Source organism: Alcaligenes sp. WGS1538 (assembly GCF_043187505.1).
Classification (GTDB): Bacteria; Pseudomonadota; Gammaproteobacteria; order Burkholderiales; family Burkholderiaceae_B; genus Alcaligenes.
Genome location: NZ_CP171109.1, coordinates 3,425,352 through 3,442,291 on the forward strand (window position 1 = coordinate 3,425,352; position 16,940 = coordinate 3,442,291).

The 16,940-nt window shown below is 65.0% G+C and carries 16 protein-coding genes; 2 read left to right on the forward strand and 14 right to left on the reverse strand.

Annotated elements, in window-relative coordinates; all coding sequences use genetic code 11:
• Positions 1-15: 15 nt before the first annotated feature.
• From ACF3ND_RS15940 to hpaH, 7 genes are all read right to left on the reverse strand, one after another.
• Positions 16-777, reverse strand: coding sequence for an ABC transporter ATP-binding protein (locus tag ACF3ND_RS15940; RefSeq protein ID WP_394062177.1), 762 nt, complete (start codon positions 775-777; stop codon positions 16-18).
• A complete protein-coding gene (locus ACF3ND_RS15945; RefSeq protein WP_394062179.1) occupies positions 770-1,729 on the reverse strand; it encodes a branched-chain amino acid ABC transporter permease in 960 nt (319 codons plus the stop codon). Before ACF3ND_RS15945 ends, ACF3ND_RS15940 begins: the two co-directional genes overlap by 8 nt.
• Entirely contained in the window at positions 1,730-2,605 is an 876-nt protein-coding gene (locus ACF3ND_RS15950) for a branched-chain amino acid ABC transporter permease (protein ID WP_394062181.1), read from the reverse strand.
• 42 nt (positions 2,606-2,647) lie between these two features.
• A complete protein-coding gene (locus tag ACF3ND_RS15955) occupies positions 2,648-3,778 on the reverse strand; it encodes an ABC transporter substrate-binding protein (RefSeq protein WP_394062185.1) in 1,131 nt (376 codons plus the stop codon).
• Positions 3,779-4,076: 298 nt separating this feature from the next.
• Positions 4,077-5,531: an NADP-dependent succinate-semialdehyde dehydrogenase gene (gene gabD / locus ACF3ND_RS15960; protein WP_394062187.1), complete on the reverse strand. Its 1,455-nt coding sequence runs from the start codon at positions 5,529-5,531 to the stop codon at positions 4,077-4,079.
• A 20-nt stretch (positions 5,532-5,551) separates the two neighbouring features.
• Positions 5,552-6,358: a 4-hydroxy-2-oxoheptanedioate aldolase gene (gene hpaI, locus ACF3ND_RS15965; protein ID WP_394062189.1), complete on the reverse strand. Its 807-nt coding sequence runs from the start codon at positions 6,356-6,358 to the stop codon at positions 5,552-5,554.
• Positions 6,359-6,380: 22 nt separating this feature from the next.
• On the reverse strand, positions 6,381-7,184 hold the full coding sequence (hpaH, locus tag ACF3ND_RS15970; RefSeq protein ID WP_394062191.1) for a 2-oxo-hept-4-ene-1,7-dioate hydratase: 804 nt from the start codon (positions 7,182-7,184) through the stop codon (positions 6,381-6,383).
• A gap of 32 nt (positions 7,185-7,216) precedes the next feature.
• Here hpaH and hpaR point away from each other — a divergent pair, with 32 nt between their 5' ends.
• The gene (gene hpaR / locus ACF3ND_RS15975) at positions 7,217-7,651 is read left to right on the forward strand and encodes a homoprotocatechuate degradation operon regulator HpaR (RefSeq protein ID WP_394062193.1); all 435 of its coding nucleotides are present in this window, start codon (positions 7,217-7,219) and stop codon (positions 7,649-7,651) included.
• A 99-nt stretch (positions 7,652-7,750) separates the two neighbouring features.
• On the opposite strand, the gene ACF3ND_RS15980 is transcribed toward hpaR, so the two are convergent.
• From ACF3ND_RS15980 to ACF3ND_RS16010, 7 genes are all read right to left on the reverse strand, one after another.
• The gene (locus tag ACF3ND_RS15980) at positions 7,751-8,815 is read right to left on the reverse strand and encodes a mandelate racemase/muconate lactonizing enzyme family protein (RefSeq protein WP_394062195.1); all 1,065 of its coding nucleotides are present in this window, start codon (positions 8,813-8,815) and stop codon (positions 7,751-7,753) included.
• Positions 8,816-8,846: 31 nt separating this feature from the next.
• Entirely contained in the window at positions 8,847-9,947 is a 1,101-nt protein-coding gene (locus ACF3ND_RS15985; RefSeq protein ID WP_394062197.1) for an ABC transporter ATP-binding protein, read from the reverse strand.
• Between the two features lie 10 nt (positions 9,948-9,957).
• On the reverse strand, positions 9,958-11,676 hold the full coding sequence (locus ACF3ND_RS15990; protein WP_394062199.1) for an ABC transporter permease: 1,719 nt from the start codon (positions 11,674-11,676) through the stop codon (positions 9,958-9,960).
• Positions 11,677-11,784: 108 nt separating this feature from the next.
• On the reverse strand, positions 11,785-12,822 hold the full coding sequence (locus ACF3ND_RS15995; RefSeq protein ID WP_394062201.1) for an ABC transporter substrate-binding protein: 1,038 nt from the start codon (positions 12,820-12,822) through the stop codon (positions 11,785-11,787).
• Positions 12,823-12,959: 137 nt separating this feature from the next.
• Positions 12,960-13,697 carry an ABC transporter ATP-binding protein gene (locus ACF3ND_RS16000; protein WP_394062203.1) on the reverse strand — a complete coding sequence of 246 codons (738 nt, stop codon included), beginning with the start codon at positions 13,695-13,697 and terminating at the stop codon, positions 12,960-12,962.
• Positions 13,685-14,419 carry an ABC transporter permease gene (locus tag ACF3ND_RS16005; protein ID WP_394065855.1) on the reverse strand — a complete coding sequence of 245 codons (735 nt, stop codon included), beginning with the start codon at positions 14,417-14,419 and terminating at the stop codon, positions 13,685-13,687. The genes ACF3ND_RS16000 and ACF3ND_RS16005 overlap by 13 nt, the downstream gene beginning before the upstream one ends.
• Positions 14,420-14,508: 89 nt before the next feature.
• Positions 14,509-15,537: an ABC transporter substrate-binding protein gene (locus ACF3ND_RS16010; protein ID WP_394062205.1), complete on the reverse strand. Its 1,029-nt coding sequence runs from the start codon at positions 15,535-15,537 to the stop codon at positions 14,509-14,511.
• A gap of 231 nt (positions 15,538-15,768) precedes the next feature.
• Between ACF3ND_RS16010 and ACF3ND_RS16015 the strand changes: the two genes are divergently transcribed.
• Positions 15,769-16,860: a Wzz/FepE/Etk N-terminal domain-containing protein gene (locus ACF3ND_RS16015; protein ID WP_394062207.1), complete on the forward strand. Its 1,092-nt coding sequence runs from the start codon at positions 15,769-15,771 to the stop codon at positions 16,858-16,860.
• Positions 16,861-16,940 lie beyond the last annotated feature (80 nt).

The following is a 16,940-nucleotide window of genomic DNA, read 5'->3' on the forward strand; positions in this document are numbered from 1 at the left end:
GTGTATTCACGACCTTCATGCGGCTTTCCTCCCCATGTACGCCTCCAGCACCTGTTCATCGGCCTGGATCTGGGCGGGCGTGCCGCTGGCCAGCTTCTTGCCGAAATTCATCACCACGATGTGGTCCGAGACCCGCATGATCAGGTTCATGTTGTGCTCGACCACCAGCACGGACTCCACCCACTGGCCGGGCAGGCTGCGCAGCAGCTCGGCCAGGTGTTCGGCCTCCCGCGTGTTCAGCCCGGCTGCCGGCTCATCGAGCATCAGCAGCCGCGGCCGCGCCGCCAGCGCGACCGCCACTTCCAGCAGGCGCAGCTCTCCGCAGGACAGCGAACCTGCCTGCACGTCCGCGCGGCGGCTCAGTCCGACCAGCTCCAGCAGCGCGCCGGCCGCCTCGTCCATCTGCCGGCTCTGCGCCTGACGCCGGCGTCCGGGCCAGAAGGTGCGCCACAAGGGATCCCGGTCCTGCATGTACTGGGCGTGCACCAGATTGTCGAAGACCGGCAGCGAGCGCAGCACATTGGTCTTCTGGAAGGTGCGGATCACGCCCCGCTGGGCCATGTCGTAGGGCCGGCTGCCGGTCACGTCCTGTCCATCCCAGCGCACCTGCCCTCTTGAAGGCTGATAGAAGCCGGTGATCAGATTGAAGCAGGTCGTCTTGCCCGCGCCGTTCGGACCGATCAGGCTGACGATCTGTCCCTTGGGCACCGCGAAATCGATGTCCTGCACGGCATGGATGCCGCCGAATGATTTACCCAGTCCTTGAACCTCAAGCATGGCGCACTCTCCTGAATCCCTGCGCGAAACGCTGCCGCACATATCCCATGACCCCGTCCGGCGCGAACAGCACCACCCCCATCACCACCAGGCCGAACAGGGACAGGCGCAGCTCCTTGAATTCGCGCAGGTACTCTTCCAGCAGAGTCACGATGACCGCGCCGATGACCGGACCGATCAGAGTGCCCTTGCCGCCCAGCAGCACGATGATGATCATGGTGGCGGTGAACGGGAAGCCGAAGACCTCCGGCCCCACGAAGCCGATGTAGGTGGCGTAGTAGGCGCCGGCCAGGCCCGCCAGGAAGGCGGCCACCACGAACACGAACAGGGCGTAGCGGAATGGATTGATGCCCACGGACTGCGCCACGTAGCGGTTCTCCCGCAAGGTGACGGCGGCGCGCCCCGCGCTGGAATGGACCAGCCGGTAGCACACGTAGAAAGTCAGGGCGGCCAGGACCACGCCCATGGCCACGAAGCCCCGCTTGCCGTGCAGCAAAGGCACCGCGTCCAGGATCGCCGGGTGGGCGACGCCGGCAATGCCCATGGGACCGTTGGTCAGGCCTATCCAGTTGTTGGCCAGCAGGCGCAGCACCTCGGCGAAGGCCAGCGTCACGATGACGAAGAAGGGGCCGTTCAGACGCAGCGTGATGCGCCCGATCAGCCAGCCCAGGATAGCGGCGATCAGGGCGGCCGCGCAAAGCGACAAGGTGACTGGCCAGCCCACCGCGGGCGAGCTCAGGATGGCCACCGCATAGGCGCCGATCCCGAAGAAGGCCACGTGGCCCAGGGGAAACTCTCCCACATAGCCCACGATCAGGTTCAGGCTGCTGGCCAGGATGGCGTAAAGCAGCATCAGGACCAGGATGTGCAGGAGGTAGTCGCTTTGCAGCACGCCCCCCAGCACGGCGGCCACGATCAGGCTGCCGATCAGAAAACGTCGTTCGATAGTCATTCAGGCACGCTCCGCACGGACGGAAAACAAACCATAAGGGCGAAACAGCAGGATCAGGATCACCAGGGCGAAGCCCACCATGTCCACGGTTCCCGTCTGCACGAAGCCGCCCCACAGAGCCTCGGCCACGCCCAGGATCAGGCCGCCCAGAATGGCGCCGGCAAAGTTCCCCATGCCGCCCAGGATCACGACCACGAAGGCCTTGAGGCTGATCAGCCCACCGATGGACGCCTGGGCGACGTAGATGGAGCCCAGCAGCATGCCCGAGGTCGCGGCCAAGGCCGAACCCATGGCGAAGGTCGCCGCATAGATGGTGGAGGTCTTGATGCCCACCAGGCTGGCCGCGGTCGGGTCCTGGAAGGTCGCCCGCATGGCCTTGCCCAGCTTGGTCTTCTGGATCAGCAGGCGCACCGCGACGATGGCCAGCACCGACATGGCGATGGCGAACAGGCGCACTTCGGTGATGAACACCGGGCCGACGAACAGGGGCGCGCTGGGCACCGGCGCCAGGACCTTCTGCGGCGCCGTGCCCACCAGCATCAAGGCGGTGTTGGCCAGGAATATGGACATCCCTATGGTCAGCAGGATGCCCGGCTCGGGCCCCTTGTCACGGATGCGCTCGATCAGGAAGCGATCCAGCAGCCAGCCGAAGGCGGCCATCACCAGGATGACCAGGGCCAGCCCGGCAAAGAAGTTCAAGCCCAGCTGCTGGGTGACGATCCAGCCCAGCAGCCCTCCTATCATGTAGAACTCGCCATGCGCGAAGTTCACCAGCCTCATCAAGCCGAAGATCAGGGTCAAGCCCAGGGCCGACAAGGCGTAGAACGTGCCATTGACCAGCCCATTCACGATGAACTGCAACGTTAGGTCCAGCACTTTGCTATCTCCTCAACAAAGCCAGAACGAAGTCCGGGCCGATCAGTCATTGGTCACCGACGTTTCGGCCACGATCTGCGGCTGTCCGCCCTGCAGCTGGACCAGCACGGCGTCGAACCCATAGGCCTGGCGCTTGTCATTGAACGTGAAGCTGCCGTTGGGCCCCTGGTAGTCCGTGGCGGCCAGCGCCTGGCGGATCTTGTCGGGATCGGCGGCGCCCGCGCGCTCGATCGCGTCCATGATGATGTTCAGCGCGTTGTAGCCGGCCGCCGAGTACTTGCCGGGCAGCTCCTTGTACGCAGCCTGGTAGTCCTTCACAAACTGCTGGTTCTGCTCGCGCTTGATGGTATGCGCGTAGGGCACGGCGGCGTAGATGCCCTCGGCCGCCTCGCCGGCCAGCCCCACGAAGTCCGCGGTGGCCCAGCTGCCCACGCCGAAGATGCGCGACTGCAGGCCCACTTCCTTCATCTGCTTGACCAGGATGGAGCCGTCCTGGGTCTCTGCGGCCACGAAGATGCCGTCCGGCTTCTGGGCGCGCAGGCGCGTCAGCATGGTGTAGAAGTCCGTGGCGCCGTGATCGAAATACAGCTTCTCCACCGTCTCGCCGCCCAGCGCCTCGATCTGGCGCGAGAACTCCTCCATGCCGCCCCGGCCCCAGTCGTCGTTCACGCCGATGTAGGCGATGCGCTTGAGCTTGAGCTGCTCGACCAGCAGCTTGGCAAAGGCATGCGCCAGCAGGCCGTCGGTCTCCGCCGTGCGGAAGAACCATTCATTGCCCCGCTCCGTCAGGTCGCTCTTGGAAGACACCCCGGACAGCAGCGGCACCTGGTACTTCTGGGCCACGCTCATGACGGCGATGGTGGCCGAGCTGCAGAATGCGCCGGACATCACCGCGACCTTGTCTTTCTGGATCAGCTTTTCGGCGGCGTTCACCGATTTGGACGGCTGGCATTCGCCATCCTCCACCACCAGCTCCACCTGCTGCCCCAGCACGCCCCCCCTGGCGTTGCGCTGCTGGACGGCCAGGCGCGAACCATTCACGTCCGCCACCCCGTTGTACGCCACCGAGCCGGTCAAAGGCTGGATGACGCCGATCCTGATGCTCTCGGCTTGCGCCGCCGCCCCCATGCCGAGCGCCAATCCGGCCACGGTCATCAGCGTTGTCTTCCGCATTCTTGTCTCCTGAAGGATGTTTGTAAGTCTTGGAATTGCTGTCGGAAAAATATTAACTAAACGATTAATAAATAAAAATATAGTGAATACCCTAGTTAATTTTTTGCACCTACATCTTTTCTATCAAAGGCTTACAGTTATTAGATAGTCAGCAGGCTGACTGATTGACCGGAATAGCCCCTTGTCCGGAACGCCGCGGCATCGTCCCGGGCGCAAAGAGGCTGGACGAAAAAAAGCCCGGCGCGCAGCCGGGCTTGGAGGCGGACCGCAAGCGGACCGCGCAGGCGCAGGGAACGGCTCAGACGCCGCCCATGCACAGATACTTCACGACCATGTAGTCATCCAGGCCGTAGAACGAGCCTTCGCGGCCCATGCCCGACTGCTTGACTCCGCCAAAGGGAGCGGCGGCATTGGAGATCAGGCCGGTGTTGATGCCCACCATGCCATATTCCAGAGCCTCGGCCACGCGCCAGACGCGGCCGATGTCGCGGCTGTAGAAATAAGCGGCCAGGCCGAAGATGGTGTCGTTGGCCTGGGCGATGACGTCCGCGTCGCTGCTGAAGCGGAACAGCGGGGCCATGGGGCCGAAAGTCTCTTCCTGCGCCACTTTCATGGCGGGCGTGGCGTCCGCCACCACCGTGGGCAGGTAATACTGCCCGCCCAGCTCGGGCTGCTTGCCGCCGGTCAGCACGCGGCCGCCCAGCTTCAGGGCGTCGGCCACGTGCTCGCTGACCTTGTCCACGGCGGCCTGGTCGATCAGCGGCCCCTGGGTGACGCCCTCCTCCAGGCCGTTGCCGACCTTGAGCTTTTCCACGGCCGCCACCAGCTTCTGCGCAAAAGCGTCATACACTTTTTCGTGCACATAGAAACGATTGGTGCACACGCAGGTCTGGCCCATGTTGCGATACTTGCTGGCGATGGCGCCCTCCACGGCGGCATCCAGGTCCGCATCGTCGAACACGATGAAAGGCGCATTGCCGCCCAGCTCCAGCGACACCTTCTTGATCTGCTCCGCGCTTTGCGCCATCAGGGTACGGCCCACTTCGGTCGAGCCGGTGAAGCTGACCTTGCGCACGTCCGGGTTGCCGGTCATCTCGCCGCCGATTTCCGAGGCGCTGCCGGTGATGACGGAGAACACGCCGTCGGGCACGCCCGCTTCCTGCGCCAGCACGGCCAGCGCCAGGGCCGAATACGGCGTCTGGCTGGCGGGCTTGACCACGATGGGGCAGCCGGCCGCCAGGGCCGCGCCCGCCTTGCGGGTGATCATGGACGAAGGGAAGTTCCACGGCGTGATGGCCGCGCACACCCCGATGGGCTCCTTGACCACTACGATGCGCTGGGCGCCCGAGGCGGCGGGAATGACGTCGCCATAGGCGCGCTTGCCTTCTTCCGCATACCACTCGAAATAGGACGCCGCATAGGCGATCTCGCCCTTGGCCTCGGCCAGCGGCTTGCCCTGCTCCAGGGTCATCAGCACGGCCAGGTCATCCTGGTGCGTCATCATCAGCTCGAACCAGCGGCGCAGGATCACGCTGCGCTGCTGGGCCGTTTTGGCGCGCCAGCCGGCCCAGGCCTGGCGGGCGGATTCGATGGCCCGGCGGGTCTCGGCCGCGCCCATGCGCGGCACGGTGCCCAGCCCTTTGCCGGTGGCCGGATTCTGGACTTCCAGGGTCTTGCCGGAATCGGCATCCTGCCACTGGCCATTCACGAAACACTGTTGGCGAAACAGGTCCTTGCGCTGCAATTGTTCCATTCTTGTCTCCTGTATAGACGTTAATAGGCCGCGCCGGCCTGCACGGGCGCACTGCTCACGTCGTCGCGAAACTGCGCCAGCAGGTCGGTAGCGGCGCGGCGCAACAGCACGGCGTCCACGCCCACGGCCACGAACTGCGCGCCCAGCTCCAGATAATGACGGGCGGTGGCCACGTCCGACTGCAGGATGCCCGGCGCCTTGCCGGCCTTGCGGATGCGCACGATGGCATCCTCGATGGCGGCGCGCACCTCCGGATGTCCGGGCTGGGTCAGATACCCCATGCTGGCGGCCAGGTCGGCCGGGCCGATGAACACGCCGTCCACGCCGTCCACCGCCAGGATGTCATCCAGATTGGCCAGCGCCTGCGCTGTTTCCACCTGGCACAGCACGCAGATTTCCTCGTTCGCGCGCGCCAGGTAATCCTGCGTTCCGCCCCAGCGGGCCGCACGCGCCAGGGCCGTGCCCACGCCGCGGATGCCCTGGGGCGGATAGCGCACGGCCGCCACGGCGTCCCTGGCCTCTTGCGCATTCTGCACCATGGGAATCAACAGGTTCTGCGCGCCGATGTCCAGCAGCATCTTCAACTGCACCGGATCGTTCCAGCTCGGGCGCACCACCGGCGCAACCGGATGCGCCGCCACGGCCTGCAGCTGCGCCAGCAGGGTCTGCACGTTATTGGGCACGTGCTCGCCATCGAGCAGCAGCCAGTCATAGCCCAGCCCGGCGCACAAGTCCGCCGTATAGGGGCTGGCCAATCCCTGCCACAGTCCGATCTGGGCTCGACCCTGGCGCAAGGCCTGCTTGAACGCGTTAACGGGGTGTTTCATGTCTCATCCTTTCCTGTGGCAATCATTCAAAGCGACAGTTAATGGTACCCAGTGTGCCGTAGTCTGCGCAAAATACATCGCCCTTCTGGGCGAACACGGGCCGCGTGAAGGAGCCCGACAGGATCACCTGCCCTGCGCGCAGGGCCACGCCCAGCGACCCGAGCTTGTTGGCCAGCCAGACCACGCCGTTGCCGGGGTGGTTCAGCACGCCCAGGGCCAGGCCGGTCTCCTCGATGACGCCGTTGCGCACCAGGCCGGCGCCCACCCAGCGCAGGTCCACCTCATCCACTTTCACCGGACGCCCGCCCGTGACCACGGCCGCATTGGCGGCGTTGTCGGAAATGGTGTCCAGCACCTTGCGGGTGACCTTGGTCTCGGGATCCACCTGATGGAAGCGCGCATCGATGATTTCCAGAGCGGGCACCACGTATTCGGTGGCGCGCAGCACGTCCATCAGCGTCACGCCTGGGCCCTTCAGATCCGTTCCCAGGACGAAGGCCAGCTCGACTTCCACCCGTGGCACAATGAAGCGTTCCATGGGCAGGGCCGCGCCGTCGGTGTAGAACATATCGTCCAGCAGCACGCCGAAGTCCGGCTCGTTGATGTTGGAGGCCAGCTGCATGGCGCGCGAGGTCAGGCCCACCTTGTGGCCGCGCACCACGCGGCCTGCGGCCACCTTGCGGCTGACCCAGGCATGCTGGATGGCATAGGCGTCATCCATGGTCATGTCGGGATGCTGCAGCGACACCTGGCGGATCTGCTGCCGGGACTGCTCGCTGGCGTCCAGTTGTGCCGCAATCTGTTCAATCACTTTAGAATCCATCACCTAATCCTTTTTATCTCGGTCAGCCTGACTTCATGCCAACCCCATTCAAACATCGCAACCTGCCCCATCTGTTCCTGTCCGCCCGGGAAGTGCTGATGCAGCGGTTCCGCCCTGTTCTGAGCGAAGCAGGCATCAGCGAACAGCAATGGCGCGTCCTGCGCACCCTCTACGACGTCGACTCCCTGGACGCCGCCACCCTGGCCCAGCAGGCCCAGATCCTGGCTCCCAGCCTGACCCGCATGCTGCGGGTGCTGGAACAGGCGAACCTGATCCAGCGCTGCGCCGACCCGGACGACCTGCGCCGCCAGGTCATCAGCCTGAGCGAGCAGGGCCGCCACACCGTGGCCGGCCTGAGCCCGCGGATCGAGGCCATCTACCAGGACCTGGAGCAGGCCATCGGGCCGGAACTGCTGCGCGCGCTCTATGACAACGTGGATGTCATGATCGAGCGCATCCAGGCGCGCTGAGCCCCCTTCCCGCCGTGCGGTTCATGTCCTCATCGTAGCAGAATTTAATTAACCTGTTAACTTATTAGCGCAGGCGGAGTAAATCCGCCCGCGTCCGGCTCAGTTGGCGTCCCACCAGGGCTGCAGATCCACGCCCAGGCCCGGCTGCCGGGGCACGGTCATATAGCCGTCGACGATGGCCGGCGGCACCGCCACATCGTTGCTGAAGAACCGCGCCGTGCCCATGCCGCAGGGTTCGATCGGCTGGGCCAGCAAGGCGGCCGCATGCAGCGCCACATGCAGCCCTATGGACGTCTCCAGGCTGGCCGTGACCACGCAGCGCATGCCAGCCTCGCGCGCCTGCGCGATGATCTGGGCGGCCACATCCGGCCCGCCCACCCGCGGCGCCTTCAGGATCAGCACCTTGGCGGCCTGCATCTCGATGGCGCGCAGGGCATGGAAAGGCGAGCGTATGGAGTCGTCCAGCGCCAGGGGAATGGAAGTGCGGCGGGCGAACTGCGCATACGTCGTCAGATCCGTGCCGCGCGGCAAGGGCTCTTCGATGTAGTCGATGTCGAAACGCTCCATGGCCTGGATATGCTCCAGGGCCCAGTCCAGCTCCCAGGACTCGTTGGGGTCCAGGCGCATGCGCAGCGCGGGAAAGGCGCTGCGTATGGCCGCCACCCGCTCCAGGTCCAGGGCGCGCTCGGCCGTGCACTTGACCTTGACCGTGTCCTGCCCGCGCTCCAGCGCGGCCCGCGCCCGCTCGACGCAGGCGGCCGGCTCCGCATCGCCGATCAGGTCATTCACCGGCACGCGCGCCGCCGGCCGGGCATCGCCCGCCAGGTATTGCGCCAGCGAAACGCCCTGGGCGCTGGCCCGGGCCGACAGCACGGCCGAAGCCAGGCCGCAGCGCACGCGCGGCGATACTTCCCGCAAGGCCAGTTCGTGGAAGAAGCCTTCGTCCGCCGCGTCCAGTCCATGCAGGAGCGCCGCGCAGTGGGCGGCGAAGCTCCAGCCGTCATAGATGACGTGCGGCGGCAGGGCGGCCTCGCCCCAGCCCACGTGGCCGTCGATCTCGGCGCGCACCAGAAAGCCGCGGCGCACGTACTGGGTGCCCTTGGACCAGCGGTACGGCACCTGCAGGGCCTGGTTGTAGGGTTTCAACTGCAAAGCCTGGTTCATGTCTTCTCCTTGTGTCTGGTCTTGTCGGGGTTCAGGCGGCCGGCGCCGCTTCGCGCTCCAGCAGCACGCAGCGCTCCGGATGCAGGGACAGCTTCACGGCCCGGCCCACCGGCAGGTCCAGGTAGGCCGAAGCCACGGCGGACAGGCGTTGCTGACAGTCGCTCACGAAGCTGTAATGCGTGCGGTCGCCCACGAACACCTTGTGGCTGACGGCCGCCGGCACCAGGTTCTGGCCCTGGGCCGACTCGGGCAGGATCTCCACCGATTCGGGACGTATCATCAAAAAGCCCGCCCGTTCGCCCAGGCCGTGAGGATCGCTGGCGCGGATGCGGCCCAGGGGCGTGTCCACGGCCGCGAAGCCGCCGTCGGGCTGGACGGACGCGCAGGCGAACACGTCCGCCTTGCCGATGAACTGCGCCGTGAAATGCCGGCGCGGCTTCAGGTACAGGTCCATGGGCGTGCCCTGCTCCACGATGCGCCCTTTTTCCATGACCACGATGCGGTCCGACATCGCCAGCGCCTCGTCCTGGTCATGGGTCACGAAGATGGTGGTGGTCTTCAGGGTCTTTTGCAGGTCGCGCAGTTCATCGCGCATCTGTTCGCGCAGCTTGGCATCCAGGTTGGACAGCGGCTCGTCGAGCAGCAGCACCTTGCCGTTGCGCACGATGGCGCGCGCCAGAGCCACGCGCTGCTGCTGCCCGCCCGACAGCTGCGTGGCCGAGCGCTGGGCGAAGTCGCCCAGGCCCACCATCTTCAGGGCCGACAGCACCTGCTCGCTGCGCTGCGCGCGAGGCACGCCGGCCGTCTCCAGCGGAAAGGCCACGTTCTCGAACACCGTCATGTGCGGCCAGATGGCATAGGACTGGAACACCATGCCCAGGTCCCGCTTGTGGGTGGGCACGTTGACGCCGCCCGCATCATTGAAGATGTCCTGCCCGCCCAGCGCGATGCGGCCGCGCGTGGGCTCCTCCAGCCCGGCGATGCACCGCAGCGTGGTCGTCTTGCCGCAGCCGCTGGGCCCCAGAAAGGTGCAGAACTCGCCTTCGCGAATCTCCAGGCTGATGGATTTCACCGCCTCCACCAGGCCGTGCTCGGTGGCGTAATGCACTTGCAAATCCGAAATCGACAACATGACTACCCTCTTATCGCTTGTTCGCGGAGCCGCGCGAGCCCCACATCTGCCAGACCAGCATGGTCACGAACATCAGCACCACCAGCCACAGGCCCACGGCCGCCGCCTTGTTCGGCTCGCCGCCGACCCAGAAATTCCACAGCACCACGGGCAGGGTCTGGTTGCCGCCCCCCTGCAGCAGCAGCGCCGAGGACAGCTCGCGTATGCAATGGGCGATCACCCAGATCCACACGCCCATGACCGCCGGCAAGGTCAGCGGCAGCACCACCCGGCGCATCACGCGCAGCCAGGACGCGCCCGAAGCGCGCGCGGCCTCTTCCAGTTCGCGGTGCAGCTGCATCATCACGCCGTTGGTGCTGCGCGTGCCGAAGGGAATGTAGGTGGTGACGTAAGCGATGGCGATGATCCAGATGCTGCCGTAGATGTTCAGGAAGGACAGGTTCAGGTAGACGTAGATCAAGGCCACGCCGATCATGGTGCCCGGAATGGCGATGGGCAGGAAAGCCAGGAAGTCCACGACCTTGGCGCTCTTGCCGCCGCGCCGCACCACGACCCAGGAGATCAGCACCGAGAACAGCGCCACCGCGGTGGCCGCGACCACGCCTATGATCAGCGAATTGGCCAGGGCGCCTAGCGTCAGGGGATTGGTGAAGAAGGCCAGGTGGTTGCTCCAGTTGATCAGGCCCACGGCCTCCATGGACGGCGGCATCAGCCAGGGCATCAGGCTGGTCCACAAGAGGATGCCCAACGGCAGGATGGTGGCCAGGAAGAAATACAGCATGATCAAGGCCAGGACAGGCCACTTCCACCGCCCCAAGGGCAGCAGGCGAGGCCGGAAGTTCTTGCCCGTCACGGTGACGAAACGGTTCGCATTGCGCGTCAGGCGGTGATAGACCATGGCCTGCAACAGCAGGATGAGCAGGAAGAACACGGCGATGGTGCTGATCACGTGATAGGCCGACATGCCGCCGGCACTGTCCGTGGCCAGGTAGACGATGCGGCTGGACAGCACGAAGATGTTTACCGGCATGCCCAGCGTGCCGGGCACGTCGAAGACCAGGAAGCCCACCATCAGCATGAAGATAGCCGCCGCCAGCAGGGAGGGCGCCAGCAGCGGCAGGAAGATGCGCCGGAACAGCAGGTAGCGCCCCGCCCCCGCCGTCATGGCGGCCTCCTCCAGGCTGGGATCCATGTTGCGGAACGCCGGGCACAGGATCAGGAAGGTGGAAGGCACCAGCGACAAGGACTGCACGAAGATCATGCCGCCCAGGGTGTAGATGTCGAAGCCCATGCCCTCGATCCCGGTCCAATCCTGCAGCAAAGTGTTCAAGAAGCCAATGCGCGGGCTCAGCAGCAAAATCCAGCCTATGGCCAGCAGGAACGGCGGGATGGCCATGGGCAGGGCCAGGAAGATGCGCAGCCCGCGCTTGCCGGGCAGGTCGGTGCGTTCCACCACCCAGGCCAGCGCGATGCCCAGAACCATGGCGCCGGCCATGGAGCCCACGGCGAACTGCACCGTGACCCACACCATGCGCCAGAAGGCCGGATCGCCGTAGACGCTTAAATAGTTGCCCAACGTCCAGCCTGGATCGAAAGGCAGGCCCGAGGGCGTCAGGCTGCTGATCAGCAAGATGCCCAGGGGCACCAGCACCAGATAGGCCAGGATGAACACCAAGGCCAGCACAGGCAGGCTGAACCGCCCTGCCCGAGGTCCGACTGCAACCGCCATTGCTCTTCTCCTTGTCGGTTGCGCCGCGCACGGCGCAGCCCGCCCCACGGCGCCGCTGCGGCGGCGCGCGGTCGGGCTGATTGGAAAAAACGGGGAATCAGCCGCCGGTCACTTGACCTTGGCGCCCTCGGCCAGGATGGCGTTGAACTTGTCGTTCAGTTCGGCCAGCTTGTCGTTCTGGTCGAAGGGCCATTCGGACACTTTCATGTCCTTGAGCATCTGGTGGGTCTGCGTGCCTTCCACCACGGGATTGCCCCGCGCCGTCGCGTCCTCGTAGATCTTGGCGCCCTCCGGCGTGGTCAGCCACAAGGCCAGCAGCATGGCCGCATCCGGATTGGAGGAGGACTTGGTGATGCCGGTGGAGATGGTGTGCATGGGCGTGGGGTCGAGCAGGCGGTACTTGACCGGCGCGCCGGCCTTCAGGATGGGCTGGAGGGAATGGTAGAAGCCCAGGGCGATGTCCACTTCGCCGGAGGCCACGCCCTGGGCCAGCGGGAAGGTGGACTTGAACAGGTAGGGCTTGAGCGTGACGAACTTGCGCAACTGCTGTTCCGCCTTTTCCTCGCCCCAGGTGTGCGCCAATTGGGCAAAGGCCGCCGCCCGCACCCAGTTGCCGATGCGCCCGCGCCACTTGTCGTTGATCAGTTCGTCCCAGCTCGCGGGCACTTCCTCGTCCTTGACCTTGCGGGTGTTCCAGATCTCCACATAGACCGAGGCCGTCGTGGGCACGGAATAGTTCACCGGCAGCAGCTTGGCCGGCAGATCCAGGTTTTCGGCGCTCAAGTCCTTGAGCAGGCCGCGGTGGTTCAGTTGCCACAGGTGGTCCGGCCCGCCGGTCAACACGTCCGCGCTCTTGCCCGAAGCCTGCTCCTCCTGGATCACCCGGGAGGCCAGCTCATTGCCGCCGACCAGGCGCACGTAGCGGACCTTCACATCCGGGTAGCGCTGGTTGAACCCGGCCAGCACCTTGGAAATCTGGTCCTCGGGCGAACTTTCGTACCAGGTGATCTGCTTGCCGTTGGCCGCCGCCCCCTGGGCCAGCCTGTCCATGACGGCGGCGCTCTGCGCCTGTGCCGGAACGGCGCAGGTCGCCGCCCAGATTGCCGCCACCCCCAACATCGAATACCGCTTCATCCACGTGTTCATGAGCTGTCTCCGCACCCGTTCCGGGTCATGTTGTTCCAGGTTTTTAATTAACCTGTTTAGTAATTACATGATGCCCAAGAACCGGGACCCGCTACAAGTTGGGGTATGTACTGAAAAGCGGCAAAAGTGCACCGGGATCAGACCTGCAAGCCTGCGCCCACTTCTTTCACATAGGCGGCGAACTCGGCGGCGGTCCGATCCCGCGGACGCGGCAGATCGATGTCGATGCGGGCGCTGACGCCCGCCGGGCTGCCGCCCAGCACGATGACGGTATCGGCCAGGAAGACGGCCTCATCGATGTCATGGGTCACGAACAGGATGGCGGCGGAACTGCGCTGCCAGACCTGCACCAGCTCGTCCTGCAACGCCTGCCGGGTCAAGGCGTCCACCGCGGAAAACGGTTCGTCCATGAGCAGCAGATCGGGCTGCACCGCCAGTGCTCGGGCGATGCCCACGCGCTGAGCCTGTCCGCCCGACAATTGATGCGGCCAGCGATCCTTCAGATGGGCCAGCCCCACCTGGCGCAGGGCCGCATCCACGCGCCGTTCGCGTTCGGCCCGCGGCAGGCCCAGGCCTTCCAGGCCATAAGCCACATTGGCCCCCACTCGCCGCCAGGGCATCAGGCGGCTGTCCTGGAACACGAAGGCGTTGGATCGACGTCCGGGACTGTCCGTCAGGCTGGAGCGCAGATGGCCGAAACTGGGCCGGCTCAGACCCGCGGCCGCACGCAGCAGCGTGCTTTTGCCCACGCCCGAGCCGCCGACGATGGCCACGAAGTGCCCCGCCTGCACATCCAGGCTGACATCGCGGATCACGGGAGCCGGCGCGCCAGGGTACTGGAAGCCGAACCCCTGGAACTGAATCAAGGCTGCCACTGCAGAATCCATTTGTTGAAGGTCAGAAAAACCATGTCGCACAAGGTGTAGACGACGGAAATGATGAGCATGTACACCACCACGGCGTCATAGGCGCCGACGCCGGCCGCGGCGTTCATTTCCTGGCCCATGCCGGACACGCCCAGCAGCTCGGCGGCGATCAGCGTCATCCAGGCCTGCCCGATGCCGGCGCGCACGCCGCTGAGCAGGCCGGGCGCGATGGCCGGCAAGGTCACCGTCCAGGCGCGCGCAAAATACGACCCATGCCCGAAGGCCGAAGCAAGCTCGTAATAGCGCGGATCCACTGAGCGCACCGCGCTGTAGGTGGCGAAATAGTTCAGCCAGAACACGCCGATGGCGATCACGAACGCCGCGCCGGCGTGGCTGACCTTGAACCAGGCGATGGCGAACACCACCCAGGCCAAGGGCGGGATGGGCCGCAGCAGACGCACCAGATAGGCCTGCAGCAGGTCGAAGCGACGCAAGGTGGCCGAGGCCAGGCCGAACAGGATGCCCAGCGCCGTGCCCAGCCCCAGGCCCCAGAAATAATGCACCAGGCTGGACTGCGCGGCCGGCCACAGACGGCCGGACTCGATCTCCGCCAGCAAGGCCGCCGGCAGGGCCAGAGGATCCGGCAAGGTGCCCCTGGGCGCCCAGTCCAGCACGTAGGCCAGGCGCCATATCAAGATGAATAGGGCCAGGCCGGCCAGGCCGTACACGATCCGCTCCAGCCCGCGCTGCCACAAGGCGGCGGCATCCGCTCCGGCCCCTGACACGGAGGATGTCGTCACGGGGGCTTGTCCGGCGATGCTCATTGGCTGACCGCCTTCTGATAGAAGCGCGTATCGAACAGGCTTTGCACATCATCCAGCTTGGTGTTCAGCGTGCCCAGCGAGGCCTGGAAGTCCTGCAGCTGCCGGGTCGCTTCGATAATCCTGCCCGGATCGGCCTGAAACTGGTCGTGGGAGCGCTCGATGGCGCCCTGCACCACGTCCTTGGGCAGGCGCCCGCCGCCTACGTACTTCTGCACATAAGGCGTGGCCTTGGCGGGGTCATCACGCAGCATGGCGGTGGACCGCACCTGGGCGTCGACCAGATGCTGCACCAGTTCAGGCTTGTCCTGGATCAGGGATTCGCGCACCAGCAGGACGGCACCCGGCTGGTTGGGAAACAGCTCCGCTCCGCGGGCCAGCACCTTGGCATCGGACTGGCGCTTCAGGATCTGGCTGACCGTGGGTTCCAGGATGGCGGCGGCATCCACGGCATGATTGCTGAGCGCCTGCTGGATCTGGGCCTCGCCCTGGTAGATCAGTTCCACGGCATCAGGCTGCAGCTTGAGCACATTGCGCAGCCAGTACTGCAGGGCCGCCTCGGGCACGGCGCCCTTGGGATAGCTGGCGATCAGGGGCTTGCGGCCCTTCTCCTGCGTGAAGCGGGCCACCGCCGCCGCGAAGTCGGGTGCGCCGACAGGCTTGGCCGGATCGAAATACGCCGCCAGCTCGCCGATGGCGACCACATTGACCTGCTCCACGATGTTGGAAGCCACCACCTTGACGTCGGCGCCCTTGGCCTTGGCCACCAGGGCGGGACCGATGCCCACGTACGCCACATCCAATTGCCCGGCGATCAGCGCCTGGGTCAGGGCCGGCCCGCTCTGGAAGGACACCAGCTTGGGCGCAGGCTCGCCTTCAGGCAGCAAGGCGCCCGACTCCAGCCCCACGAACAACTGGGCGGCCGGCAGGATGGGCAGATAGCCGATCTCCAGGGCCTGCTCCGCGGCATGGGCGGACAGGGAAGCGGACAAGGCCAGCACGCTGGCGGCTACATAACGAAAAAACATGAAGAACTCGAAAAACAGGCCAAAATTGAAGCATAAACCTGTTGGGGAGACGTATCTTTATTTGCTTATTACCAATTCGAATAAAAACTTCGGCATGCGTCGTCCACACTTGGTTAAACACGTAACGGACGCAATACAATCCGGCTCTACTTCCAGCTATACAATACTGGGCGTCAATAGAACGAACGTGCGATCACCGTTAATCACATCCGCAACGAGAGGAGTTCCCGCTTGACCAGTCCGCCTGCTCACACCCCTTCCGCTCGGCCCGCTCCCACGTTCTTCGATGTCCTGGGAGCCCTGCGGCACAACAAGCTGCCGATCCTCTTGTTGACCTTGTTGGGCATGCTGGCCGCCATCGTCTACATTGCCGTGACGGAACCACGTTTTCGCGCCCGTTCCGAAGTCATCCCTCCCACGCCTGCGGACCTGGCCAATTTCAACACCGCCATCCGGACACTGGGGCCAGCCATCAACGAAGTCGTCAGCGGCGCCCTGGACCAGAACAATCTGGTCGAACTCACGCCAGAGACGGCGTTCCGCATCTTTGTCCGCCACCTGAACTCCCAAAATAATCTGGACGAATTCTTCGAGACCGTCTACCTGCCCCACCAAAGTCCTTCGCCATCGGTCCAGGACAGGGAACTGCTGCGGCTGCGTCTCTCCAAGGATCTCACCATCCTGAACGTGGACCGCGACGGCGTGCCCGCCTCCATCGTCACCCTCAGCCATGCGGACCCCAAGCTGGCACAGGAGTGGACCAACCGCTTCGTGGACATGGCATTGCAGAGCAGCCGCGAAGAGGTCCTGCATACGCTGCAAAGCACGGCAAGCCTGCGCACGGAGATCACCGATGCCCAGATTGCCTCGCTGCGCAAATCGGCTGAAGCCGACCGCCTGGCCCAGATCACCCGGGTGCGCGACGCATATGAACTGGCGCAGCAGATCCAGCTGGAACAGCCATCGAACACCGGCAATCTCATCACCTCGTATTCCGGCGACAATCTGTATCTGCGAGGCGCCAAGGCGCTCAAGGCCGAACTGGACATTCTTGAAAGCCGCAAGGACAACGATCCCTACATCAAAGCCCTGCCCGCCCTGCTGACCAAGAGAAATCTGCTCTCCAGCGTGGACATCGCTCACCTGTCAGGCAAGCTGGCCACCATCGATTTGCGCGCCATCCAGCCGGCCACGCCTTACCAGCCGCGCAAGCTGGTCGCCCTGGCCATAGGCCTGGCGGCCGGGCTGGTGCTTGCCCTGCTGTTCGTGCTGACTCGCCTGTCGTTCCAGTTCCATCAGCGGAATCTGGATCGGAGCCTGTAGCCGTTCAAGAGATGATGTGATCTATTATTTTTTTCTTTTTCTGCTGCTGTTCTATATCCACCAACTTGGAATCTCGAGCA